23 protein-coding genes and 1 pseudogene are annotated in these 24,732 nt (G+C 68.7%); 9 read left to right on the plus strand and 15 right to left on the minus strand.

The annotated features are described in order from the left end of the window. Positions 1 to 42: 42 nt before the first annotated feature. Positions 43 to 753, minus strand: a complete 711-nt coding sequence (locus tag E0H50_RS08190) for a transporter substrate-binding domain-containing protein (protein WP_131285975.1) — start codon at positions 751 to 753, stop codon at positions 43 to 45. Between the two features lie 85 nt (positions 754 to 838). Between E0H50_RS08190 and E0H50_RS08195 the strand changes: the two genes are divergently transcribed. Then, positions 839 to 2,101 (plus strand): glycoside hydrolase family 18 protein, encoded by a 1,263-nt coding sequence (locus E0H50_RS08195; protein WP_131285976.1) that lies wholly within the window; start codon positions 839 to 841, stop codon positions 2,099 to 2,101. Then, positions 2,102 to 2,731, plus strand: coding sequence for a phosphotransferase (locus tag E0H50_RS08200; protein ID WP_131285977.1), 630 nt, complete (start codon positions 2,102 to 2,104; stop codon positions 2,729 to 2,731). Here E0H50_RS08200 and E0H50_RS08205 read toward each other — a convergent pair. Further along, on the minus strand, positions 2,719 to 3,663 hold the full coding sequence (locus E0H50_RS08205) for a helix-turn-helix domain-containing protein (RefSeq protein ID WP_131285978.1): 945 nt from the start codon (positions 3,661 to 3,663) through the stop codon (positions 2,719 to 2,721). The two genes, E0H50_RS08200 and E0H50_RS08205, sit on opposite strands and share 13 nt — an antisense overlap. Positions 3,664 to 3,735: 72 nt before the next feature. Between E0H50_RS08205 and E0H50_RS08210 the strand changes: the two genes are divergently transcribed. Next, on the plus strand, positions 3,736 to 4,047 hold the full coding sequence (locus tag E0H50_RS08210; RefSeq protein ID WP_131285979.1) for a cupin domain-containing protein: 312 nt from the start codon (positions 3,736 to 3,738) through the stop codon (positions 4,045 to 4,047). Here E0H50_RS08210 and E0H50_RS08215 read toward each other — a convergent pair whose 3' ends face one another. Then, a complete protein-coding gene (locus E0H50_RS08215; RefSeq protein ID WP_131285980.1) occupies positions 4,048 to 4,989 on the minus strand; it encodes an SMP-30/gluconolactonase/LRE family protein in 942 nt (313 codons plus the stop codon). It lies immediately after the preceding gene. Positions 4,990 to 5,084: 95 nt separating this feature from the next. Continuing rightward, positions 5,085 to 6,065, minus strand: coding sequence for a pirin family protein (locus E0H50_RS08220; protein WP_131285981.1), 981 nt, complete (start codon positions 6,063 to 6,065; stop codon positions 5,085 to 5,087). Positions 6,066 to 6,326: 261 nt separating this feature from the next. Here E0H50_RS08220 and E0H50_RS08225 point away from each other — a divergent pair, with 261 nt between their 5' ends. From E0H50_RS08225 to E0H50_RS44465, 4 genes and pseudogenes are all read left to right on the plus strand, one after another. Continuing rightward, a complete protein-coding gene (locus E0H50_RS08225; RefSeq protein ID WP_238150837.1) occupies positions 6,327 to 8,243 on the plus strand; it encodes an ArnT family glycosyltransferase in 1,917 nt (638 codons plus the stop codon). A 154-nt stretch (positions 8,244 to 8,397) separates the two neighbouring features. After that, positions 8,398 to 9,255 carry a bifunctional methylenetetrahydrofolate dehydrogenase/methenyltetrahydrofolate cyclohydrolase gene (locus tag E0H50_RS08230; RefSeq protein ID WP_131285983.1) on the plus strand — a complete coding sequence of 286 codons (858 nt, stop codon included), beginning with the start codon at positions 8,398 to 8,400 and terminating at the stop codon, positions 9,253 to 9,255. Positions 9,256 to 9,337: 82 nt separating this feature from the next. Further along, positions 9,338 to 9,571 (plus strand): DUF3017 domain-containing protein, encoded by a 234-nt coding sequence (locus E0H50_RS08235; RefSeq protein ID WP_238150838.1) that lies wholly within the window; start codon positions 9,338 to 9,340, stop codon positions 9,569 to 9,571. Positions 9,572 to 9,612: 41 nt separating this feature from the next. Then, positions 9,613 to 9,831, plus strand: a pseudogene (locus tag E0H50_RS44465) (GNAT family N-acetyltransferase); the annotation flags it as partial. Between the two features lie 129 nt (positions 9,832 to 9,960). Here the strand turns inward: E0H50_RS44465 and E0H50_RS42805 are convergent. From E0H50_RS42805 to E0H50_RS08255, 4 genes are read right to left on the minus strand one after another with little or no spacing between them, the layout of a single operon-like run. Continuing rightward, positions 9,961 to 10,110: a hypothetical protein gene (locus tag E0H50_RS42805; RefSeq protein ID WP_165547033.1), complete on the minus strand. Its 150-nt coding sequence runs from the start codon at positions 10,108 to 10,110 to the stop codon at positions 9,961 to 9,963. A gap of 45 nt (positions 10,111 to 10,155) precedes the next feature. Further along, positions 10,156 to 11,715: a bifunctional phosphoribosylaminoimidazolecarboxamide formyltransferase/IMP cyclohydrolase gene (purH, locus tag E0H50_RS08245; RefSeq protein ID WP_131285985.1), complete on the minus strand. Its 1,560-nt coding sequence runs from the start codon at positions 11,713 to 11,715 to the stop codon at positions 10,156 to 10,158. Beyond that, on the minus strand, positions 11,712 to 12,338 hold the full coding sequence (gene purN, locus E0H50_RS08250) for a phosphoribosylglycinamide formyltransferase (protein WP_131285986.1): 627 nt from the start codon (positions 12,336 to 12,338) through the stop codon (positions 11,712 to 11,714). Before purN ends, purH begins: the two co-directional genes overlap by 4 nt. Positions 12,339 to 12,348: 10 nt before the next feature. Then, positions 12,349 to 13,599 carry a cell division protein PerM gene (locus E0H50_RS08255; RefSeq protein ID WP_131285987.1) on the minus strand — a complete coding sequence of 417 codons (1,251 nt, stop codon included), beginning with the start codon at positions 13,597 to 13,599 and terminating at the stop codon, positions 12,349 to 12,351. A gap of 340 nt (positions 13,600 to 13,939) precedes the next feature. On the opposite strand from E0H50_RS08255, the gene E0H50_RS08260 reads away from it, so the two are divergent. After that, positions 13,940 to 15,271 carry a hypothetical protein gene (locus E0H50_RS08260; RefSeq protein ID WP_131285988.1) on the plus strand — a complete coding sequence of 444 codons (1,332 nt, stop codon included), beginning with the start codon at positions 13,940 to 13,942 and terminating at the stop codon, positions 15,269 to 15,271. Positions 15,272 to 15,319: 48 nt separating this feature from the next. Here the strand turns inward: E0H50_RS08260 and sucD are convergent, their stop codons facing one another. Both sucD and sucC read right to left on the minus strand, forming a co-directional pair. Then, the gene (gene sucD, locus E0H50_RS08265; protein WP_131285989.1) at positions 15,320 to 16,210 is read right to left on the minus strand and encodes a succinate--CoA ligase subunit alpha; all 891 of its coding nucleotides are present in this window, start codon (positions 16,208 to 16,210) and stop codon (positions 15,320 to 15,322) included. Positions 16,211 to 16,224: 14 nt separating this feature from the next. After that, a complete protein-coding gene (sucC, locus tag E0H50_RS08270) occupies positions 16,225 to 17,397 on the minus strand; it encodes an ADP-forming succinate--CoA ligase subunit beta (RefSeq protein WP_131285990.1) in 1,173 nt (390 codons plus the stop codon). A gap of 128 nt (positions 17,398 to 17,525) precedes the next feature. Here sucC and E0H50_RS08275 point away from each other — a divergent pair, with 128 nt between their 5' ends. Further along, positions 17,526 to 19,175: a glycoside hydrolase family 13 protein gene (locus E0H50_RS08275; RefSeq protein ID WP_131285991.1), complete on the plus strand. Its 1,650-nt coding sequence runs from the start codon at positions 17,526 to 17,528 to the stop codon at positions 19,173 to 19,175. 17 nt (positions 19,176 to 19,192) lie between these two features. Here E0H50_RS08275 and E0H50_RS08280 read toward each other — a convergent pair whose 3' ends face one another. The 5 genes from E0H50_RS08280 to E0H50_RS08300 form a co-directional block, all read right to left on the minus strand. Continuing rightward, positions 19,193 to 20,191 (minus strand): porin PorA family protein, encoded by a 999-nt coding sequence (locus E0H50_RS08280; RefSeq protein WP_165547034.1) that lies wholly within the window; start codon positions 20,189 to 20,191, stop codon positions 19,193 to 19,195. 337 nt (positions 20,192 to 20,528) lie between these two features. Beyond that, entirely contained in the window at positions 20,529 to 21,407 is an 879-nt protein-coding gene (locus E0H50_RS08285; protein ID WP_420323239.1) for a carbohydrate ABC transporter permease, read from the minus strand. Further along, on the minus strand, positions 21,404 to 22,375 hold the full coding sequence (locus E0H50_RS08290) for a carbohydrate ABC transporter permease (RefSeq protein ID WP_131286071.1): 972 nt from the start codon (positions 22,373 to 22,375) through the stop codon (positions 21,404 to 21,406). Before E0H50_RS08290 ends, E0H50_RS08285 begins: the two co-directional genes overlap by 4 nt. A gap of 196 nt (positions 22,376 to 22,571) precedes the next feature. After that, a complete protein-coding gene (locus tag E0H50_RS08295; RefSeq protein ID WP_131285994.1) occupies positions 22,572 to 23,894 on the minus strand; it encodes an ABC transporter substrate-binding protein in 1,323 nt (440 codons plus the stop codon). A 343-nt stretch (positions 23,895 to 24,237) separates the two neighbouring features. Next, positions 24,238 to 24,657 (minus strand): coenzyme B12-dependent isobutyryl CoA mutase small subunit, encoded by a 420-nt coding sequence (locus E0H50_RS08300; RefSeq protein WP_131285995.1) that lies wholly within the window; start codon positions 24,655 to 24,657, stop codon positions 24,238 to 24,240. Positions 24,658 to 24,732 lie beyond the last annotated feature (75 nt).

The raw sequence follows: 24,732 nt of genomic DNA on the forward strand, positions 1-24,732 counted from the left end.
GGCAGGTTGTTGCCTCGTCACTGCCCGTAAGGGAACCCGTGCTCAGGCCGATGGGGCAACGGCTGCGTCCGCCTGACCGGAGGCGGCCAGGGACGCGGCGATGAAACCCGACGCTTTCAGGTCCTCGATCAGGTCGTGCAGGTAGGCGACCGTCTCCGGGTGCTTCGACTTCGCGGTGCCGACGGCCTGCTGGATCTGCATGAACCGCTCGTCGATCAGGCGCAGGTCCGGGTGCTCGGCGACGTACCGCGTGATGGGCTGCCGGATACCGGCCGCCACCTCGAGCCCCTGCTCGCGGAACACGTCGACGCCCTCCTCCCCGCGGACAACCGTTGCCTGCTGCAACGTCCTGGTCAGGTAGAGGTCGTACGCCGACCCCTGCTTCACCCCGATCCGGACTCCTGGCGCATCCATCGCGGCGACGGTCGTCAGCGCGGAGTCTCGCGGTACGGCGAACACTCCCTCGATCACGACGTACGGCGCCGTGAACGCCACCTCAGCCGCCCGCGCCGGATCGATCGCGAGAAAACACAGATCCGCCCGCCCGGTCGTCATCGCCTCGAACGACTTCCGCGCCGCATCAAAACACACCAACTCCAACGACACCCCGAGCCGCCGCGCCAACTCCCGCGCGATATCCACCGTCACCCCACCCGGGTCCTCCGCCGTTCCCCGAGCGAGCACCGGGTTCCCCAGGTTGATCGAAGCCCGCAGAACCCCGGACGGCGCGAGATCACCGGCAACAGTCGTCATACCGGCATCCTAGTTTTTGCAGAGTCATTGCGTAAGTCGGGGTGGGGTCCTACTGTGTGCGCAGGAACCGTCCGATGGGGGTGTTATGAGGCGTCGGAGTGTGGGGCTGCTGATGGCGGCTGCGCTGGTCGCGCCAACGACTGCCGCGGTACCTGCCGAAGCGCACGGCAGCACCAAGCGAGTGGTGGGGTACTACACCAACTGGAGTGGGTACGGCCGGAACTTTCTGGTCAGCGATCTGGTGAAGAACGGGTCCGCGGCCCGGCTGACCCAGATCAACTACGCGTTCGGCTTCGTCGACGCCCAGGGGAACTGCCTGAGCAGTGACCCGTGGGCCGACTACCAGCGACCGTTCACCGCCGAGCAGAGCGTCAACGGCAAGGCCGACGAGCCCGGCCAGGTGCTCAACGGCAATCTCAATCAGCTCAAGCAACTGAAGCAGAAGTACCCGAAGCTCCGGATCAGCATCTCGCTCGGCGGCTGGACCGGCTCGGCGCACTTCTCCGACGCGGCACTCACGCCCGCCTCCCGGACCGCGCACGTGAAGTCGTGCCTGGACCTGTGGCTGAAGGGCAACCTGCCGGGCCTGCCGGCCGGTGCCGCGAAGGGCATCTTCACCGGCATCGACCTGGACTGGGAATGGCCGGCCAGCGAAGGCAACCCAGGGAACGTGATCCGGCCCGAGGACAAGCAGAACTTCACCGCGCTGGTGCACGAGTACCGCAAGCAACTCGACCGGCTGCCGGGCAGACACGACCTGACCGCGTTCCTGCCCGCGAACCCGGCGATGATCGACCGCGGCTTCGAGGTCCGTCAGCTGTTCAAGGACCTGACCTTCGGCACGACGCAGGGCTACGACTACCACGGCCCGTGGGAGACGCTCACCAACCAGCAGTCCGCGATCGACGGACCGGCAGGCGATCCGACGACACCGGAGTTCAGCTCACAGGTGACGATCGACGCCTACCTGGCCCGGGGCGCGCCGCGGAGCAAGCTGGTGATGGGAGTGCCGTTCTACTCACACGGCTGGACGGGAGTGACTGATGTGAACCACGGTCTCTTCCAGCCGTCGACCGGACCGGCGCCGTCGACGTTCGACGCCGGCACCGAGGACTACCGCTACCTGAAGGCCCAACTGGCGAACTACACGGTCTACCGCGACAATCGCGCCGGTTTCGCGTGGCTGTTCGACGGTACGACGTTCTGGACCTGGGACGACCCGGTCGAGATGAAACGGAAAGCGCAGTACATCTCGCACCGCGACCTGGGCGGCGCGATGATCTGGTCGCTCGACGGCGACACCGGAAATGGGGAGCTGATCTCGGCGTTGCACCGTAACCTTCGCTGAGTGGATCTGAATCTTCTCCAGGACCGGTTCGGCGCCGACAGCGCCGAACCGGTCCATGTCGGCTGCTCCGGCGCTACGGTCGTCCGCCTCGACCGTGGCCCGGAACGCCTGTACTACAAGGCGGGTGACGGCGTCTCTGATGAATCCGACCGATTGGCCTGGCTCGGCTCGACCGGGTTCCCGTGCCCCCAGATCGTTGATCGCGGCAACAACTGGCTGCTCAGCACCGAGTTACCCGGCCGCGATGCCTCTCAGGAGTGGCCCGCTGCCGACCGTCCCGGCGTCCTCGCCGCGATGGCCGATGGCCTCCGTCGGCTCGACGAGCTCAGCGGCTGTCCGTTCAGGTCGCTGTTCCCGGGCGTCGGCGAGGCGGTCACACACGGGGACTATTGCGCGCCGAACGTTTTCATCGACCCCGAAACCCTGCGTTTCACCGGCGTCCTCGATCTGAGCCGGCTCGGCGCCGGCGACCGGTACATCGACCTGTCGCTCATGTTCGGCAGCCTCCGCGGCGACCTCAACCCGCAGTACGGCGGCCTGCCCGCCGCGCGGCGATTCGTCGAGCTCTACGGCGGCGATCCGGACGACCCACGCATCGAGCACTACCTCACCCTCGACTACCTGCCCTGATACGCGCGGCGGTAGGCGCTCGGGGTGGTGCGGAGCGCGGCGCGGAATCTTCTGCGCAGATTGGTCGCCGAGGAGAGGCCGACCCGGGTCGCGATGGCGTCGACGGAAAGGTCCGTTTCCTCCAGCAGAACACGTGTTCTGGCGATCCGCTGGCCCAGCAACCACTGCCCCGGCGCCATCCCCAGCTGCTCCTCGAACCGCCGCGCCAACGTCCGCCCCGACACGTTCACCCTGCTGGCGAGGTCGTCGACGGTGATCGGCTCGCCCAGGTGCGCGACGGCCCAATCCAGGACCGCACCCAACGACTCACTACCTCGGTTGATCAGTTCCGGACCCTCGGAGCGGTACTGGACCTGACCGCCTTCACGATGCGGTGGCATCACCATCCGGCGCGCAACCCACGACGCGTAGGACGCCCCGTGATCGCGGCGCACCAGATGCAGGCACAGATCGATCCCGGTCCCCGACCCGCCGCTCGTCGCCACATCCCCGTGGTCGACGTACAGGACGTCCGGATCCACCTGTACCGCGGGGAATCGGCGCTGCAGTTCGTCGGCGTACCGCCAATGCGTCGCGACCCGGCGCCCGTCGAGCAGGCCGGTCGCGGCGAGCAGGTACGCACCCGAGCAGATGCTGACGAGCCGCGCGCCGCGTCGATGGGCCCGCGTGAGTGCGCGGAGGACCTGCTCGGACGGTTCGCGATTGATCGGCAGCCACCCCGGCACGACGATCGTGCCGGCGCTGTCGAGCGCGCGCAGACCGGACGTCACCACCATGTCGAATCCCTCGGTGGTGCGGAGGTTTCCGGGCTGTTCGGTGCAGACGCTGAAGCGGTACGGCGGATCGCGGAAGACCGCCGCCGCACACCCGAGCTCGAAGCTCGCCTGCGGAGCGGTCACCAGAGCGACGACGCGATGCCTGCTTCGGGGCATGGCAGAAAAGTACCTGACCGAGACTATCCTGACACTGGGGGCAACCGCGTGGACGAGGCGAGGATCGGAGGTATGGAGAACTACGAGTGGGCGTCGGTCGACGACGCACCGGTCCGCGAACTGTTTCCGGGCATCAGACTGCGGCCGCTGTGGTCCGGGTCGGTCGCCAAGGCGTTCGTACTGCAGATGGATCCCGGATCACGCTGGGAAGGGATCGACGTTCACGATCCCGGTCCGGAGGAGGTGTTCGTCGTCGACGGCGTGTTCAACGACGGCGACCGCGACTACCCGGCCGGATCGTTCATCCACGCCCCGGCCGGGTCGTCCCACGTTCCGCAGTCCGCCAAGGGCTGCACGCTGTTCCTGTTCTACCCCGAGGGCTGATCAGGGCTTGTCGAGCTGCACCACGTCGAAGTCGGTGCCGGCCGGCGCACCAGGTCCGAACGGGGGCGGGAAGCCGAGGTCGAAGCGGCCGTTGACCAGCGCCAGCCGGTGGCCGTCCTCGGCGACGGTGGTCGGCACCCTGAACAGGGAACTGGAGACGGCGGCAACGATCTCGCCGCTGGTCAGGTCCGCGCCGAGCTCGACCTTGACGAGGCGGTTGGCGAAGTTCTCCACCACCCACAAGGTCTTGCCGTCGAGCAGGATGCCGTCCGGCGTACCGGGTGTGATCGTGCCACCGGTGATCGCGATGGCCCGGCTGGCGCCGGTCCCGGGATCCACCAGGTACATCGTCGCGCGCGACGAGTGCCCGACGATCAAGTGCTTGCCGTCCCGGGTGGCGTCGATGCCGTTCCAGTTCGGGAAGTCCCCCATCACGGCCGCCGGACCACTGTACGGGATGGTCTGCGGTGCGCCGATGCGGCCGCCGGGCTCGATCGGGACCTTGTAGAACACCGGGCTGAACGTGTCGGTGAAGTACGCGGCGTCGTTGGTGACGACGACGTCGTTGATCAACGTGCTGGGCGCCGAAGTGAGCACCAGGTCGGCGACCGTCGAGCCGTCGCGGGTGCTGTAGACGTAGGCATGGCCGCTGGCCCCGCCCGCGACCCAGAGCCGCTGCTCAGCTCGCTCGACCTTCATCCCGACCGCAGTCCGGCCCGGCGGCGCGTCGACGAAGATCGCTCCCTCGCCGGTCCGCAGGCTGCCGCGATAGATGTCACCGCTGCGCAGCGAGCCGGCGTAGAACGTGCTCTGCGGGCCGGTGGCGATGCCTTCCGGCTGGAAGTCCACCGGCAACGGAATCCTCGCCGGGAACGGTGCGGCCGCGGCGACCGTCAGTGCTACCGCGGACACGATCAGCGCAAGTTTCCGCAAGTACGACATGATGCCCCCTGCAACTTCCCCGAATCCCCTTGCTGCGAAGGTAGATCCGGGGGTTGCCGGTGTCCAGGGGCGGGACTCCTCGGGACTGCTCGGGACTACTCGGTACTGCGGAGTTCCGTCGGAGCGCCGTGGACGGCCGGGATGCTGCCGAGTTTGCCGGCCTGGAAGTCCTCGAACGCCTGGATGACCTCGGCGCGGGTGTTCATCACGAACGGCCCGGCCATCGCGACCGGCTCCCGGATCGGACGGCCGCCGATCACCAGTACGTCGAGGTTCGGCTCGGCCTGCGGCTGCGACGTACTCGCCGCCGTACGGATCGTGTCGCCCGGACCGAAGACAGCCAGCTGACCCTTGCGGATCGGGCGCCGCTCGGAGCCGACGGTGCCCTGACCGGCCAGCACGTAGACGAGCGCGTTGTAGTCCGGCTGCCACGGGAGGACCATCTCGGCGCCAGGGCTGACCGTCGCGTGCACCAACGTGATCGGGGTGTGGGTCGAACCAGGCCCGTTGTGCCCGTCGACCGAGCCGGCGATCACGCGGATCAGCGAACCGCCGTCCGGCGTGGACAGCAGCGCGGAGTCGCCGCCGCGGATGTCCTGATAGCGCGGCGGGGCCCACTTGAGCGCCTTCGGCAGGTTCACCCAGAGCTGGATGCCGTGGAACAGGCCGCCGCTCACCACCAGGTGCTCCGGCGGGGTCTCGATGTGCAGCAAGCCGCTGCCCGCCGTCATCCACTGGGTGTCGCCGTTGGAGATCACGCCGCCACCACCGTTGGAGTCCTGGTGCTCCATGATCCCGTCGAGCATGTACGTCACGGTCTCGAAGCCGCGGTGCGGGTGCCACGGCGTACCCTTCGGCTCGCCCGGCGCGTACTCCACCTCGCCCATCTGGTCCATGTGGATGAACGGGTCCAGGTCACGGAGGTCGACGCCCGCGAACGCCCGGCGTACCGGAAAGCCTTCGCCCTCGTACCCGCTCGGCGCCGAGGTCACCGACTTCACCGAACGCTCGTTCACCGAATCCTGCGCACTGACGCGGGGCAGAACGGTGATGTCACTGACGGTCACGGCGGGCATGATGTGCTCCTCGCTGATTGGTAGTTCAACAATAAACTATCTTCCCGAACCACTGCAAGGGCGCAGGTATTCCCGGCTCACAGCGAGCTCCCAGCCGACGCCCAGGGAGGCCGAAGACCCACTTGTCATCGTCACCAGTGGAAGCCGTACGCCGAACTGGAGACGATCATGACGACGCTGCTCGACCGACCCGCTCGCACTCTTGAACCACCGGCCGCGGATCCCCCGCCCGGTCCTCCGCCAGGGAGGCTCCGGCGGCTCGTGCGCGGACCTGCCGGGCAGGCGGCGTACGTTCGGCCGGCGGCGCTGGCGATGCTGGCCGGTACGGCGTTGCTGTACCTGTGGAATCTGACCGCCTCGGGGTACGGGAACAGTTTCTACGCCGCCGCGGAGCTGGCCGGGACGCAGAGCTGGAAGGCTTGGCTGTTCGGGTCGCTCGACGCGGGGAACGCGATCACCGTCGACAAGCCGCCGGGCGCGCTGTGGGTGGCGACCGCGTTCGCGCGGCTGTTCGGGTTCAACAGCTTCACTGTGCTGGCGCCGCAGGCGTTCATGGGGATCGCGGCGGTCGGCCTGACGTACCTGACCGTGAAGCGCGTGGCCGGTCCGGCCGCAGGGCTGATCGCGGGTAGTGCGCTGGCGTTGACGCCGGTCGCCGTACTGATGTTCCGGTTCAACAACCCGGACGCGTTGCTCGTGCTGCTGATGGTGACCGCGGCGTACTTCGTCGTACGGTCGCTGGAGAAGGCGTCGGCGCGCTGGCTGGCGCTGGCCGGGGTGGCGATCGGGTTCGCGTTCCTGACCAAGATGGGGCAGGCGCTGCTGGTACTGCCGACCTTCACGCTGGTGTACCTGATCGCGGCGCCGACGTCGTTGCGCCGGCGGCTGCTGCACCTGCTCGGCGCATTGGGTGCTCTGATCGTCGGTGCCGGTTGGTACGTCGCGCTCGTCGAGCTGTGGCCCGCGTCGAGCCGTCCTTATATCGGTGGTTCGACCAACAACTCGCTGCTCGAGCTTGCGCTTGGGTACAACGGCCTCGGGCGCCTGCTGGGTGGTTCGGGCAACGGTGGCGGTGGTGGCGGGAGCGCGAACACCGGGTTCGGTGGGAGCACCGGGATCACGCGGATGTTCGGATCCGCCTTCGGCACCGAGATCTCCTGGTTGTTGCCTGCGGCATTGATCGCACTGGTCGGCGGGCTGTGGCTGACGCGTCGCGCGCCGCGGACCGACCTGTTCCGCGCCGGGCTGGTGCTGTGGGGCGGCTGGCTGCTCGTGACCGCGGGTGTCTTCAGCTTCATGAGCGGGACGATCCACCCGTACTACGCCGTTGCGCTCGCCCCGGCCATCGGCGGTCTGGTTGGGATGGGTGTTGTGATCGCGTGGAAGCAGCGGGCGGCGCTGGCGGCGCGGATCACGTTGGCCGCGATGGTGCTGGCGACGGGCGTTTGGGATTACGTACTGCTGGGCCGTACGTCGGACTTCCTTCCTTGGGCGAAGTACGTCGTACTCGCGGCTGGTGTTCTGGCTGGGCTTCTGCTGCTGGTCGGGCACCGGATGCGGCGGGTGCTGCCTGCGGTTGTTCTGGCGGTGGTGGTTTCGCTCGGCCTCGGCAGCACGGCGTACGCGGCGGCTACGGCGGCGCAGACGCACAACGGTTCGATCCCGACGTCGGGGCCGGGCAGCAGCGCGATGGGCGGAGGCGGCGGCACCCGCGGAGCAGGCGGCCCCGGCGGCTCGGGCGCGCCCTCCGGCACACCTCCCAACGGAGCAAACGGATCCACGAGCTCAGGTTCCAACGGGTCGAGCAGTTCGGATGATGGTGGAGGTGGGATGGGTGGGGATGCCTCGGCCAGTAGTGAGCTGACGGCTCTGCTGTCGAACACCACCACGACCTGGGCAGCCGCCACCAGCGGCTCGCAGTCGGCAGCCTCGCTCGAGCTCGCCACCGGAAAGTCCGTCATAGCCATCGGCGGCTTCAGCGGCACCGACGACGCACCGACCCTCGCCCAGTTCAAGCAATGGGTAGCCGAAGGCAAGATCTCGTACTACATCTCCGGCGGCCAGGGCGGCGGCGGACGCGGCGGCTCCTCCGCCGCCAGCGAGATCCAGTCCTGGGTCGAATCCAACTACACGGCGACCACCGTCGGCAGCACCACCGTCTACGACCTGACGAGCTGACCCGGACGCCCAGCCCATCACAATCGCCCACCTCGGCCGGGCGGCCCGCGTGGCCGCCCGGCCGACGAGCATTTGTGATGGCCTGGCGATCCGGACCCCCGGTCCGGGCGTGCGGGTGGGGAGCCGGGGGTGGCGCGTGGCAGACTCTGGGGTCGTGACGGCGCAGATTCTGGATGGCAAGGCGACGGCGGCGGCGATCAAGGACGAGTTGAAGGTCCGGGTCGCGAAGCTCGCCGAGCAGGGCGTGGTGCCCGGGCTCGGCACGATCCTGGTGGGTGACGACCCGGGCAGCCGGGCGTACGTGGCGGGGAAGCACCGCGACTGCGCGGCAGTCGGGATCTCCTCGATCCAGGTCGAGTTGCCGGACACCGCGACCCAGGACGAGATCGCCGCGCAGGTGCAGGCGCTCAACGACAACCCGGAATGCACCGGCTTCATCGTCCAGCTCCCACTCCCGAAGCACGTCGACACGAACACGATCCTCGGCCTGATCGACCCCGCCAAGGACGCCGACGGCCTGCACCCGGTCAGCCTCGGCAAGCTCGTCCTCGGCCAGGACGGTCCGCTGCCGTGCACCCCGAAGGGCTGCGTGGAGATCCTCCGGCGGTACGACGTACCGATCGCCGGCGCGCACGTGGTCGTCGTGGGCCGCGGGGTGACCGCGGGACGGCCGATGGGGCTGCTGTTCACCCGGCGCAGCGAGAACGCGACCGTGACGCAGTGCCACACCGGCACGAAGGACCTCGCCGCCGTCGTACGGACCGGCGACATCGTGATCGCCGCCGCGGGTTCGGCCGGCCTGATCACCGCGGACATGGTGAAGCCCGGCGCCGTCCTCCTCGACGTCGGCACCAGCCGCAACGCCGAAGGCAAGATCGTCGGCGACATCGAGCCCGCTGCCCGCGAGCACGCCGCCTGGATCGCCCCGATGCCCGGTGGCATCGGCCCGATGACCCGCGCAATGCTCCTCACCAACGTAGTAGAAGCCGCCGAATCGAGCCTCCCCCAGTGACCCCCAGCGGTACGGCGTACGGGGTCGAGTTGGGTGTGGCGTGCTGATGGCGGGTGAGGCCCAGCGTCGGAGTCAATGGCCGTTGGGGTTGACGCTTCTGGTCGCACTGGTCGGCCTGGTCGTGCTCTGGTTCTACAACTGGCGCAACGGCGTCTTCGTGTTCGCCGGCGCCGTAGGCCTGGCGGGCCTCCTCCGAGCCACCCTCTCCGACCCAGCCGCAGGCCTCCTCCACGTCCGCAACCGCATGTTCGACACCACCTTCCTCTTCCTCACCGCCGCGGCCATCGCAGTACTCGCCATCATCGTCCCCAACTGACCCCGCCGTCGCCCACCGCAACTCATGGGTGGACGTCCGAGATGCTGGGTTTGCGTCCCGGATCCAGGACGCAAACCCTGCATCTTGGACGCCTACCCACCAACGCCGACCGGGGGTCGTTCGTCGGCGTCGGGCCGAGCCGGGATCCGATCGATCCCGAGCTGGGCGAGCTCGACACGATCGCCGTCGACCCGCCGCACTGGCGTCGAGGGGTTGGCACCGCCCTCATGCAGAAAGCCCTCGAAGAACTAGCCGCCCAGTACGACGAAGCAATCCTCTGGACCCTGGCCAACTACCCCCCAAGGCCAAACCTTCTACACCAAAACCGGCTGGACCCTAGCCCTCGATTCCCGCGACGACGGCCACCAGGTCGCGTACCGGCGCACCTTTTAGATAGTCCACTTCCACGGCGCGTACACGCTGACCTTCACGGCGTCGAGAAGGGGCGCGGTGTACTCGACCGAGCAACCCTTGGCGTACGCGTTCCGCGCGGCCAGAACCTTCGCACGGGTGAGGTTGGCGCGCTTGACCTCGTACACCGAGGACTCGTAACCAGCTCCCGCTCCGGGAACCTGGGTCTTGGGTCAGTGGAAGAAGTGGCGGGTGCCGGTGAAGTACATGGTGATGCCGGCTTTGGTGGCGGATTCGATGGCTGCTTCGTCTCGGATGGAGCCGCCGGGCTGGACTACTGCTTTGACGCCGCCTTCGATGAGGACCTCGAGGCCGTCGGGGAAGGGGAAGAAGGCGTCGGAGGCGGCGACCGAACCGGACGCACGCTCGCCCGCGCGGGAGACGGCGAGGCGGCAGGAGTCGACGCGGTTGACCTGGCCCATGCCGACGCCGACGGAGGCGCCGTTGGAGGCGAGAAGGATCGCGTTGGACTTGACCGCGCGGCAGGCCTTCCAGGCGAAGGCCAGGTCGGCCAGGACCTCGTCAGAGGCAGGAGAACCAGCGGCGAGGGTCCACGCGGACGGGTCGTCGCCGGAGGCCTGGAAGCGGTCGCGGTGCTGCAGCAGCAGGCCGCCGCTGATCGCCCGCAGCTCGACGGTCTCGTCCGACAACACCTCGGGCGCGACGAGCAGCCGGATGTTCTTCTTCGCCTGCAGGATCTCGACGGCGCCGTCCTCGAAGCCGGGCGCCACCAGCACCTCGGTGAAGATCTCCGCGACCTGCTTGGCGAGGTCGACGGTGACCGGGCGGTTCGTCGCGATCACACCGCCGTACGCCGAGACCGGGTCGCACTCGTGTGCGCGCCGGTGGGCTTCGGCGATGTCCTTGCCGACGGCGATGCCGCACGGGTTGGCGTGCTTGATGATCGCGACGGCCGGCTCGCTGAAGTCATAGGCGGTACGCCGGGCCGCGTCGGCGTCGACGTAGTTGTTGTACGACATTTCCTTGCCGTGCAGCTGCTCCGCCGCGGCCAGCCCGCCGCGCCCGTTCAGGTACAGGGCGGCCGGCTGATGCGGGTTCTCGCCGTACCGCAGCACAGCGGACTTCTCCCACGAAGCGCCCACCCACGCGGGGAAGCCGGAGCCCTCGGAAGAGTCGGTGAGCACGTTGCCCATCCAGGACGCGACCGCGATGTCGTACTCGGCCGTGTGCACGAAGGCCGCCGCAGCCAACCGGGCCCGATCCTCCAAGGAAAAGCCACCCTCGCCGAGCGCGGCGAGAAGCGCGGGGTACTGCGCAGGGGACGTGACCACCGCGACGTTCGCGTGGTTCTTCGCCGCGCCGCGCACCATCGACGGACCGCCGATGTCGATCTGCTCGATGCACTCGTCGACCGACGCGCCGGACGCGACCGTCTCGGTGAACGGATACAGGTTGCTGACCAGCAAGTCGAACGGCTCGACCCGCATCTCCTGCAACTGCTCGACATGATCGGCCTTGCGCAGGTCGGCGAGCAGACCGGCGTGCACCAGCGGGTGCAGCGTCTTGACCCGCCCGTCCAGGCACTCCGGGAACCCGGTCAGTTCCTCGACCTTGGTCACCGGAACCCCGGCCGCCGCGATCCGCGCCGCGGTCGAACCGGTCGACACCAGCTGAACACCGGCGGCGTGCAGCGCGGAAGCGAGCTCCTCCAGACCGGTCTTGTCGTACACGCTGATCAGCGCGCGGCGGATCGGCCTGCGGTCGGTGCTCACTTCAGTCGAACCTTTCGTCCAGTGATAGTCCAGCCGTCCCGGACCAGGCGGCCGACCCACTCCACCAGCTGGCGGCGTTCGACGTCCTTGATCCGTTCGGTCAGGTCTTCTTCGGTGTCGTCGTCCAGCACGGGTACGACGACCTGCGCGATGATCGGCCCGGTGTCGACGCCGCCGTCCACGAAGAACAGCGTCGCCCCGGCGACCTTCACGCCGTACTCCAGCGCGTCCCGGGGACCGTGGATCCCGGGGAACGCCGGCAGCAGCGCGTTGTGGGTGTTGATGTAGCGGTCGCCGAACGCCTCGAGGAAATCGTCCCCGACCAGCTTCAGGAACCCGGCCGAGACCACCAAGTCGGGCTTGTAAGAAGCGACCGACGAGGTCAGCGCCCGATCCCAGTCGGCGCGCTCGGCGAACGACTTCACCTTGTGCACGAACGTCGGCACACCGGCGGCCGCGGCCCGGTCCAGGCCGGCGATCCCGTCGCGGTCGGCGCCGACGGCGACGACCTGGGCGCCGTACGCCGGGTCGGCGCAAGCGTCCAGCAAGGCCTGCAGGTTCGACCCCGACCCCGATACGAGCACGACGAGGCGCGCAGAACCGGGACCGGCAGCAGAAGTCACGGCGGGAAGCTTATCGCCCGCTGTCGGGCTCCCCGTCAGCCGGTCGCCGCGCCGAGACCACCGCGGCCGTGATCGCCGCCCCGATCGCCATCCCGGCCGCCAGTACGCCGGCCGCCGGCAACGCCCCCGGAACTCCGACCGCGGACATCCGCCCGGGCCCCGCCGATCCGCCCGACAGCGCCAGCAGCGCGAACACGATCACGCCCGCGACAAGCGCCGCCATCGCACCGCGCAGCGCGAACGCGTCCCACCCGAGCGCGTCGGCGTCCCGCTCCGCGAGCCCACGCCGTACGACGACCAGCCCCGCGACCGCACCGGCGACCAGCGGCACCACGGCCGTCAGCACCAGCAGGTACGACGGGGTCGCGCCGTCGGCAGGTACCGCCGCCAGGAGCGGGAGCGCGGGCAGGTTCCCCACGTCCACGCCGGTCGGCGCGATCGTCGTACCGGTACCGAGCTGGAACCCGGGTCCGGCGAGGAACGCGACGACGTACAGCACCATGTTCGGCACCAGCATCAGGCAGATCGCGAACAGTACGACCGACCCGATCACGCCGGCGTTCAGCAGTTCGAGCATCCCGGTGATCCGGGAGAAATGGATCGCGAGCAGTACGCCGTACAGCAGCGAGGCGATCGCGATCACGGTCAGGACGGCGGCCAGCGCGGCGGGTACGGCGTCCCGCAGGCCGGCCGGTGTGGCGTCGGCGAGGTCCTCGGCCGCTCCGGACTCGACCGCGATCCCCGCGAGCCCGGCCACCAGCGCCAGCGAGAACGCACCCAGGAACGCGGCCAGCGGCGACACCTTGAGCGGGCCCTCGGCCGTGAGCAACGCCACGACGAGCCCGCCGAGGCCGTAGACGAGCGCGAACGCCCCGGCCAGCGAGATCAGGTCACGGGTCCGGTCGGCCGCGCTGGACCGGGCCGCGGACCTGCCGCCGCGGTACAGGCACCAGGCGAAGAACAACGTCAGGCCGAGCGGCGCGATGCTGATCCGGCCGGTGCCGATCGTCACCCCCGCCTTGTGCGCGATCAGCCAGGCCGAGGCGCCGGCCCGGACCGCGCCGGAGGCGCCGCCGAACGTCGCGCCCAGCCAGCCGACGACGGCGACCGCGGCGCAGGTGAGCAGACCCGTCAGCAGACACGCTCCGGCGGAGATCACGGCCGACACGACCAGCGGCTTGGTCTGGGCGGCGATCTCCGACGTCTGCGCAGCGCTCGTTTCGCCGTCCCGCGCGCCCGGGCGGCTCAGCATGTCGGTCATCTGACTCCCATGGTCTCCCCGCGCACGGACGCCACTCGTCCTGACACGCCGGATGTGGGAGACTTCAGCCCGCCTGCTAGGTCGTGCCTGGTGGTCCAGCGCCGTAGCGAGGAGGTGCTCGGTGCGGTAGCTCGGCGTGCGGGGGCGAAGGTCTCGATGCGGAGCATCGTGGCCTTTGCACCCGTGCGGCGAGGTGCCGTGCCGAGTGCCCCGCAGTAGGCGATGGACCACCAGGCACGACCTGACGCTCAGTACTGGCGAGTTCGCCTGTTGGTAGCTGAGTGGGAGCTGCGTGGGTTCACCCGGTACTGTCGGGTGGAATCAGTCAGGAGGACGAGCTTTGGCCGGTTCCCACCGTGCATCACGCGGCGGCGGTCGCGCCGCTGCCCGGGAGGCGCGTCGCCAGAAGGCGCGCAAGCGGAACCAGACGATCGCAGCAGGCGTCGCGGTCGTGGTGCTGGTCGGCGGCGGCGGTGTCGCCGCGCTGAACGCGTTCGGCGGCGACAAGGAGCCCGGCGCGAAGGCCGGCAACGGCCCGTCGGACGACAAGCCGTCCAATTCCGACGTACTGGCCGACGACAAGGCGCTGCTGGACGCCGCGGGCGCGAAGACGCTCGGCGCGACCGGCACCTGGGCGGTCACCAAGACCGCGGACGGCGACTCGGCCCCGGACAACGCGTTCGCCTGCCAGTCACAGCGGTTCGCCGACCCGTCCGGCCTGCGGACCTGGGTCCGCACCCTGCAGAACTCGGCCACCAAGGACACGGCCGTCCAGTACGTCGACGTGTCGAACGACAAGGCCACCGCCGCGAAGACCTACGCCACGGTCGTCCACTGGCTCAGCCAGTGCACGACACCGCAGACCCGGTTGTCGGCCGGTTACGTGACCACCGGCGTCGGCGAGCGCGGCGTGATCGCCGTCTTCGGGCAGGTCCCCGGCGCGAAGACGAAGTACCGGACCGTCGCGGTCACGCTCGCCGGGCAGGCGACCATGGTCGTCGAGCACGACACGATCGCCGCGACACCGCCCCGCCCGGACCTGGTGCTGGCCACCGCGAGCGCGGCGGCGAAGAAGATCTGCGCCCAGACCGGCGGCTGCGCGACCGGCGCCCCGATCGCGAAACCGGCCCTGCTGCCGAACACCGACACCCCGGGTTTTATGGCCTCGGTCGACCTGCCACTGCTGGATGAGATCGACAAGCCGTGGGTGAGCGCCCCCGCGACGAGCAATGACGGCACCGGCTGCGAGAAGCTCGGCCTCAAGAAGGCGAAGGCGACGAAGTACGGCACGGTCACGTATGTGACGCCGGAGGCGAAGGTGCCGACCGAGTTCGGGCTCGACGACACGGTGATCAGGTTCGCCACCGCGGCCGCGGCCGCGAGTTACGTCAGCCAGATCAAGAAGAACGTCGACGCCTGCGAGAAGAACGTCTCGAACGCGAAGGTCGACTCCACCGGCACGGTCAAGACCAACACCCTCGCCGGCAAGAGCTGGAAGGCGACGTACGACACCGGCGACGGGAAGAAGTTCGTCTACCGGATCGGGATCGCCTCGTCGGGGAACCGGGCGGTCTACGTCCTGTTCCCGGTCCTCAAGGCGCTGGATCTCACCGACGCGGCGTTCAACGAGACGCTGGCCCGCGCGGCCGACCGCTCCGCCACCTACAAATAGCAACGGGACCCACCCCGTGAGGGGCAGGTCCCGCTGCACGCCTGGTCGTTACTTGTTCAGGCCCTGCATGATCTCGCGCATCAGGTTGGCGGTCTCGGTCGGCGTCTTGCCCACCTTCACGCCGACGGCCTCGAGGGCCTCCTGCTTCGCGGCCGCGGTGCCGGACGAGCCGGACACGATGGCGCCGGCGTGGCCCATCGTCTTGCCCTCCGGTGCGGTGAAGCCCGCGACGTACCCGACGACCGGCTTGGTCACGTTCTCCTTGATGAACGCGGCCGCCCGCTCCTCGGCGTCGCCGCCGATCTCACCGATCATCACGATCGCGTCGGTGTCCGGGTCGTCCTGGAACGCCTGCAGTGCGTCGATGTGCGTGGTCCCGATGATCGGGTCGCCGCCGATCCCGATCGCGGTCGAGAACCCGAAGTCCCGCAGCTCGTACATCATCTGGTAGGTCAGGGTGCCGGACTTCGACACCAGACCGATCCGGCCCTGGCCCGCGATGTCGGCCGGAATGATGCCCGCGTTCGACGACCCCGGGGTGATGATGCCGGGGCAGTTCGGGCCGATGATCCGGGTCTTGCCGGACGCCTGCGCGGCGGCGAAGAACGCGGCGGTGTCGTGCACCGGCACGCCCTCGGTGATCACCACGACCAGCGGCACCTCGGCCTCGACGGCCTCGAGTACGGCGTCCTTGGTGAACTTCGGCGGGACGAAGATGACCGACACGTTCGCGCCGGTCTCCTTGACCGCGTCCGAGACGGTGCCGAAGACCGGGACGGACTTGCCGTCGAAGTCCTGGCTCTGGCCCGCCTTGCGCGGGTTCACGCCGCCGACGATGTTGGTGCCCGAGGCGAGCATCCGGGTGGTGTGCTTGGTGCCCTCGGAGCCGGTCATGCCCTGGACGATGACCTTGCTGTCCTTGGTCAGGAAGATAGACATTGTTCGGCGATCCCTTACTTCGCAGCCAGCTCGGCGGCGCGCTTGGCGGCGCCGTCCATCGTGTCGACCCGCTCCAGACCGGCGAGACCCGCCTCGTCGAGGATCCGGCGGCCCTCCTCGGCGTTGTTGCCGTCCAGCCGGACGACCAGCGGCTTGGCGACGTGCTCGCCGCGGCTCGACAGCAGCTCGAACGCCTGCACGATGCCGTTCGCGACCGCGTCACAGGCGGTGATGCCGCCGAAGACGTTCACGAACACGCTCTCCACCTGCGGGTCGGAGATGATGATCTCCAGCCCGTTCGCCATCACCTCGGCGGACGCGCCGCCGCCGATGTCGAGGAAGTTCGCGGGCTTCACGCCGTCGAACTGCTCACCGGCGTACGCGACCACGTCCAGCGTGGACATGACCAGGCCGGCGCCGTTGCCGATGATGCCGACCGAGCCGTCCAGCTTCACGTAGTTCAGGCCCTTGGCCTTGGCCGCCGCCTCCAGCGGGTCGGCCGCCGAGACGTCCTCGAACTCGGCGTGCTCCGGGTGCCGGAAGTCCGCGTTCTCGTCCAGCGTGACCTTGCCGTCCAGCGCCTCGACGTTGCCGTCCTCGAGCTTGACCAGCGGGTTCACCTCGACCAGCGAGGCGTCCTCGGCGATGAACACGTCGTACAGCTTGACGATCTCCGGTACGACGGCGTCGATCACGTCGGCCGGGTACTTCGCGGCGACCGCGATCTCGCGCGCCTTCGCCTCGTCCACACCGGTCGCCGGGTCGATCGAGATCTGCGCGACCGCGTCCGGGTTGGTGTGCGCGACCTCCTCGATCTCCATGCCGCCGGCGGCGGAGGCGATGCAGAGGTAGTTGCGGTTGGCGCGGTCGATCAGGAACGAGAAGTAGTACTCCTCGCCGATCGCCGCGGCCGGGACGATGTTCAGGATCTTGACGACGTGACCCTTGATGTCCAGCCCGAGGATCTCGCGGGCCTTCTCCTCGGCCTCGTCCGGGTTCGAGGCCAGCTTGACGCCGCCGGCCTTGCCGCGGCCACCGGTCTTGACCTGGGCCTTCACGACCACCCGGCCGCCGATCTTCTCGGCCGCCGCGCGGGCTTCCTCCGGAGTCGTGACGACCGCACCCACGGTCGTCCGCACTCCGTGCTTGGCGAAGACCGTCTTCGCCTGGAATTCCATCAGATCCACGAGTGTGGTCCCTCTCTCGCCTGTACGGGGCTTCTGACAGTAGCCACCCTCGTGCCGCGAGCAACAGCCGGGGTCCTTCCTGAGACGACTGTCACAGCCTCCGTGCCCGGCATGTCAGGCTGGTTCGCATGAGTAATCCAGTGCCTGATTCCGGGACCAGACCACTCGACGACTGGTGGCGTAGCGCCGTCGTCTACCAGGTGTACCCGCGGTCGTTCGCCGACGCCGACGGTGACGGGACCGGCGACGTGAACGGGATCCGCGCCCGGCTGCCGTACCTCGCCGAGCTCGGCATCGACGCGATCTGGATCAGCCCGTGGTACCCGTCCCCGCTGCTCGACGGCGGGTACGACGTCGCCGACTACCGCGACATCAACCCGGAGTTCGGCACCCTCGCCGACGCGGACGCGCTGATCGCCGAGGCGCACGCGCTGGGCCTGCGGATCCTGATCGACCTGGTGCCGAACCACTGCTCCTGGGACCACCCGTGGTTCAAGGCCGCGCTGGCGGCGGGCAAGGGCTCTCCGGAGCGCGAGCTGTTCTGGTTCCGCGACTCCGAGGACGGCAAGCCGCCGACCAACTGGCCGGCCGCGTTCGGCGGGCCCGCCTGGCAGCAGATTGACGACGGTCAGTGGTACCTGCACCTGTTCGACATCTCCCAGCCGGACTGGAACTGGGACCACCCGAAGGTGATCGAGGAGTTCGACGCGATCCTGCGGTTCTGGTTCGACCGCGGCGTCGACGGCTTCCGGATCGACGTGGCCGACTCGATGGCGAAGGACCCGGCGTTGCCCGACGTACCGCTGCACAACGGGGAACCGACGCGGGAGAAGTACGTCGGGAACCCGTTCTACGACCAGCCCGGGGTGCACACCATCCACCAGCGCTGGCGCGCGATCGCCGACGAGTACGCCGATACGCCGCAGGGACCCCGGGTGTTCGTGGCGGAGGCGTGGCTGTCGCCGGCCGAGCGGCTGGCGCAGTACGTGCGGCCGAACGAACTGCACTCGGCGTTCAACTTCGACGCCCTGCGCGCGGCGTGGGACGCGAAGGAACTGCGTGAGGTCATCGACCACACCACCGACAACCTGTGGGCGGTCGGGGCGCCGGCGACGTGGGTGCTGAGCAACCACGACACGATCCGGCACCGCACGCGGTACGGCCGCGACCGGAAGGACGCTCTGGAGGGCGCAGGCGTCGTACCGACCGATCTGGAGCTCGGACTGCGCCGGGCTCGGGCCGCCGCGCTGCTGGAGCTGGCACTGCCCGGCGGCGCGTACATCTACCAGGGCGACGAGCTCGGGCTGCCCGAGGTCGAGGACCTGCCCGAGGACGTCCTCGACGACCCCACGTGGGAGCGCTCCGGCCACACCGTCCGCGGCCGCGACGGCTGCCGCGTCCCGATCCCGTGGTCCGGCTCCACTCCGCCGTACGGCTTCGGGTCCGGCACCAAGCAGCCGTGGCTTCCGCAGCCGGCCGACTGGGCCGGCCTGACCGCCGAGGCCCAGGCGGGAGACCCAGACAGCCATCTCAGCCTCTACAAGGCGGCCCTCAAGATCCGGCGCGAACACCCCGCCCTCGGCGAAGGCCGCCTCGTCTGGGACCCGGACGCCGCCGACGGCATCCTGTCGTTCACCCGCGACCCCGGCTTCCGCTGTGTGGTGAACCTGACCGACGTCTCGGTCCCGCTTCCCCCGCACCAGAAGGTCCTGCTGAGCAGCGAGCCGCTGCCCAGCGGCGAACTCCCGGCAGACACGACTGTCTGGCTCGAGGTGTAGCCGACTGGGGCCTCAGGTTAGGCCGGGCCTGGTGTGCGCCGACGTACAACCAGTCCGAGCACGCCCAGCAAGACGCCGAGGATCAGGAGCACGAGCGGACCCCAGGACTCGATCCAGGCGAGTTCGAGTCCTGCGGCGTCGACGTCTTTCACCGCCTGCTGCACCGATGCCTGATCGGCGGTGACGTCGATCGCCAGGACGGGCAGCAGCGGTATCGGCGTGCTGCCGAGCGCCACGTTGGCAACCACCGAGCGGTTGATCTTGGTGTCGAGCGGAGCACCGAGCTCGGCGTCGGCCCAGACGTCGTACGTGCTGGAGGCCGTGTAGCTGAGTGGCACCTGTTCCGGCAGTCTGGATACGAGCGGAGCGAGCAATTGCTGGGTCTCCGCCGGCAGCAAAGCCAGCAGCGCAGGTGCGAGTGTCCTCGGCAGTGCGGCCGGCAGTTGCTGCTGCATCGCAGGATCAGCGAGCGCGCCCGACGCGGTGGCCCGGTAATGGTAGGTGTCACGCCCGCCGCGCTTCTCCGTTCCGACGTACTTGACCGGTACGGCGGTGCGGGTCGGCGTGTCCCAGTACATGTACACGTCGGACGCGGCCTTCGGATCGACCGGCATCGTGATCGTGAGGCCTTGGTGCTTCTCGACCTGGGCGCCGTTGACGGTCTCGGCCTCGGTGAGCTTCGTCCGGTCGACGGCGTACGTGTGGTTGTCCTTGGACGACGAGGACCCTGCCTTCAGGGTGCCGTCGTCGTGGACGATGGCGGTGCCGCCGTCGGTGTCGCTGACGTAGACGCGCCGGTCGAGAGTGACCGGAATGTCCCGGGCGATGGCGTTGGCCATGTCGCCCGACTGCAGGGCGGCCGCGTTGAGCACGGTGCCCTTACCGCTGTACGTCGTCGTGCTGTCGGTGTCGCCGGGCAGCTTCGTCGCGGACGGTGCGACGACGAACCTGAGCAGTGCCGCCAGAACCACCAGCAGCACCCCGAACCCGACGAGAATCCATGCTGAACGTCGCATGGCGCGCCCCCTGACTGCGACGGCCGCCGGCTGACGGCCCGGTCCCTTGGGGCATCGTCGCAGGACCATGCGGCCCGCAGACCCGTCATCGGTCCCCGATCCGGACCCCATGCGGCCCTATCCGAACCGCCCGTCGCAGTGGTACAGAACCCAGAGGGCCGGGACCTGTCCGGTCCCGGCCCTCTGCCACTCACCTAGCGATACCGGTTGCGGCGGTCCCGGTCTTCCCGGTCGCGCCGGTCCCGATCCTCGCGGTCCCGGCGGTCCCGGTCTTCCCGGTCCCGGCGGTCACGGTCCTCCCGGTCCCGGCGGTCACGTTCCCGCCGGTCCCGCCAGTTCACTTCACGCCACCTGCCGTGAGGCCGGCGACGATACGGCGCTGGAACAGCAGTACGGCGATCACGAGCGGGATCGTGACCACCACACCGGCGGCCATCTGGCTGCCGAACGGTTGGTCACGGCCCGACGTACCGGTGAACTGGGAGATGACGACGTTCGCGGTCTGGAACTCCTTCTTGTTCACCATGCTCAGCGCGATCAGGAACTCGTTCCACGCCGCGATGAAGGTGATGATCGCCGTGGTGAACACACCGGGCGCCGCCAGCGGGATGATCACCTTGCGGAACGCCTGCGCCGGGGTGCAGCCGTCCACCATCGCCGCCTGCTCGAGTTCCCGCGGCATCTGCCGGAAGAACGCGGTCAGGTTCCACACCGCCAGCGGCAGCGCGAACGACAGGCTCGGCACGATCATCGCCTGGTAGGTGTTGATCCACTCGATGTCGCTGAACAGCTTCTTCAGCGGGATCACCAGCGAGATCCCGGGGAACATCGAGGTGGTGATGATGATCGCCAGCACGAAGTTCTTGAACTTGAAGTCCAGTCGCGCCAGCGTGTAGGCCGCCACCATGCCGATCACCAGCGTCAGGATCGTCACCGTGCCGGCCACGATCAGGCTGTTCAGCAGACCGCGGCCGAACCCGGTGCCCGCCTTGAACACGTCGGTGAAGTTCGTGAACGACCAATGCCTCGGGATGATCGAGTTGTCGAACTGGTCGGTCGGCCGGCGCAGGGCCGACACGATCATCCAGTAGAACGGCAGCAGGCAGTACAGGACGATGATCCCGACACCGATCAGCGGCAGCCACCGGCGGTACCAGGGCGCCTCGGCGGCCTTGACGTCGACCACCTTCGGAGCTTTCTCAGCGACGGCCATCAGACACCTCCTCCACCGGCAGTGACGCTACCGGTCGCCGCGCCCGCCGCCGCACCCGGCTCGAGCTTGTTGTCGCGGCGCCCGCCGCTCTTCTTGTTGTTCTTGGGCGTCTTCGCACGGGCCTCACCGATCACGTCCGCACCGAGCACCTTCACGAACATGTACGCCACGAGCGCCACGTAGACGAACAGCAAGGTCGCGTAGGCGGCGGCCGGCCCGTACCGGGTCTGGTTCGCCTCGAGGTACGCCAGGATCGACAGCGTCTCCACCGACGACTTGTTCGGCCCGACAAGCACGAACGGCAGGTCGAAGATGCGCAACGTGTCGAGGATCCGGAACAGCACCGCCACCAGCAGCGCCGGCTTCACCAGCGGCAGCGTGATCCGGGTGAACGTCTGCCACGGGTTCGCGCCGTCGACCTTCGCGGCCTCGTAGACCTCGTCCGGGATGGTCTGCAGGCCCGCCAGCACCAGCAGGCCGATGAACGGCGCCGTCTTCCAGGTGTCGGCGATGATCACCGACAGCACCGACTGCCAGCCTTCGGTGGACCACAGCACCTGGGTGCCGAGGATCGCGTTCGCGATGCCGTCGGCCTGGAAGATCCACTTCCACAGCAGCGCCGAGACCACTGTCGGGATCGCCCACGGGACCAGGATGCTGGCCCGGACGATCCCCCGGCCCTTGAACGCCTTGTGCATCACCAGGGCCATCGCCACACCGAGCAGGGTCTCCAGGACCACGCAGGTGACGGTGAAGAACGTGGTGTTGTAGAAAGCGTTCCAGAATCGATCCGCGGTCTCGCCCTGGAAGATCGCGGCGAAGTTGTCCAGCCCGACGAACTCCGAGCCCTGGACGATGAAGCCGTCCGCGTCGACCCGCTGGCCGCTCTGGTAGAGCGACTCGCGCAACGCCGACAGGATCGGGTACACGACCACGAGGACCAGCACGATCAGGGTGGGCGACAGCAACATCGCCGCCAGCCGCCCGGTGCCCTCGTTGAACGAGGTCTGCCGCCGAGGCTTGTTGTTCTCCGGCTTCGCCGGTCGCTCTGCGACCGGGGCGGATGTACTCACCTCTGCCTCCTTCACTCTGCCCGCCTTCAGCGGGCATCGACGGGGCGGGGCCGGCCCGCAGCAGTGTCGCTACGCGCCGGCCCCGCCGCTTCGGTCATTGGGTGATGAGCGTGCTCAACTTGGTCTGCAGCTGGCTGAGCGCGTCCTTGGGAGGCGTGGTGCCGGACAGTGCGCCGTACGCCGCTTCCTGGATCGCCGTCGTCACATCGCCGTACTTGACGACCTTCGGCCGCGACTTCGCGGTCTCGATGGAGGCCTTCAGCGGGGCCAGGTACGGGAACTGCTTGTTCAGCGTGGCGTCCTCGTACAGCGAGGCCCAGGTCGGCGCCTGCGAGGTCTTCTCGATGTTCGCCTTCTGACGCTCCTCGCTGGACATGAACTTGATGAAGTCCGCCGCGGTCGCCTTGTTCTTGGCGAACTCGGAGATCGCGTAGTTGTGCCCGCCGAGGGTCGACACGCCCGGGCCCTTCAGACCCGGCAGCGGCGCGACCGCGAACTTGCCGGCGATCTTCGAGGAGCCGTCGGTCTTGCTCGCCAGCGCGTACACGTACGGCCAGTTGCGGTGGAAGATCAGGCTGCCTTCCTGGAACGCCCGGCGGCCGGGCTCCTCCTGGTAGGTGATCGCGGCCTTCGGGATCTCACCGGTCTTGAACCCGTTGACCAGGAAGTTCAGCCCTTCCAGGGCCTCCGGGGTGTCCACGTTCGGCTTGCCGTCGTCACCGACGACCACACCGCCCGCACCGTTGACGGCCTCGGAGAAGTTGACGGTCAGGCCCTCGTACTTCTCGTACTGGCCTGCGTAGCAGCTCATCGACTTGGCCTCGGGCAGCGCCTTGACCTTGTCGCAGGCGGCCTTCATCTCCGCCCAGGTCTTCGGCGGCTGTACGCCGGCCTTGTCGAGCAGATCCTTGCGGTAGTAGAGCAGTCCACCGTCCGACGTGACCGGGACGGCGTACAGCTTGTCGCGGTACTTCGCGGTGTCGACCGTCGACGGCAGCAGCTTGCCGAGGTCCGGGAACTGGTCCTCGGGCAACTGGGTCACCCAACGGTTCGCGGCGAACTCGGCGGTCCAGACCACGTCGAGGTTCAGCACGCTGAACGCGTCCGACTTGATCTGGGCGTTCTGGATCATCTGGGCCCGCTGCTGGTCCGCGGACTCCGGCAGCTCCGACACCGTGACTTTCTCTTCCGGGTGCTGGGAGTTCCACGCCGCGACCTGGTTCGTCAGGTTCCCGGAGGTGTCCTTGCCGGTGGCAAACGTGATCGGGCCGCGGCCCTCGAGTGCGCCCCCCGACGACCCGCTGCCACTGCCGCTGCTTCCGTCGTCTCCACCACCACACGCCGACACGAGCAGCACCAGGCTGCCCACGGCGGTCAGCGCGACCGCCCTACGTGTGTGTGATCGTTCAAACCTCATCGTTTACCTGCCCTCTCCCGATGGGACGTATCGCTTGGTCCGGCCCGGCTGATCGCAGACCCCCACCGCACTGCGATCCGCCATGTCCGGACAGTAACCGAGAACGGGGCCGATGTGTTCTGAGCCACACACACAGTCCTGCTCGGCGGTCTCTGAAACGGACAGCCGCATGGCTGTATGCGACCGCGTTTGGGAAGCCCGCACAACCGGGCATTTCCTAACGATTCGGTATTACCGATTAGTAACCTTGCTGAATCGGGCAAGAGCGTTCAGAACGACTCCAGGCAGTCGCCATCACGCTCCGGAGCGGATGCGCCACTCCGGAAGCCTCCCGGACAGTCCCTCAGGCGGGCGAGGCCGACGCGTCGCCGACGTTGCCGCGGACCCACTCGACGATCTCGGTGGTGGTCGCGCCCGGGGTGAAGATCTTGTGTACGCCGAGCTCAGCCAGCGGCTGCAGGTCGGCGTCCGGGATGATGCCGCCGCCGAACACCACGATGTCCTCGGCCTCCCGCTCGGTCAGCAACTCGCGGACCCGCTTGAACAGCGTCATGTGCGCACCGGACAGCACCGACAGCCCGATCGCGTCGGCGTCCTCGGCGATCGCGGTCTCGACGATCTGCTCCGGGGTCTGGTGCAGCCCGGTGTAGATGACCTCCATGCCGGCGTCCCGCAGGGCACGGGCGACGACCTTGGCGCCACGGTCATGACCGTCCAGACCGGGCTTGGCGACGACAACGCGCAACGGGCTCGTAGCAGACATGTGGGCAGGCTAACCGCTGCCGTTCCTCACGGATAAGACACGGCGGCGTGTGTTCGCCCACACGCCGAACGGGAA

Source organism: Kribbella sindirgiensis, assembly GCF_004331435.1.
GTDB lineage: Bacteria > Actinomycetota > Actinomycetes > Propionibacteriales > Kribbellaceae > Kribbella > Kribbella sindirgiensis.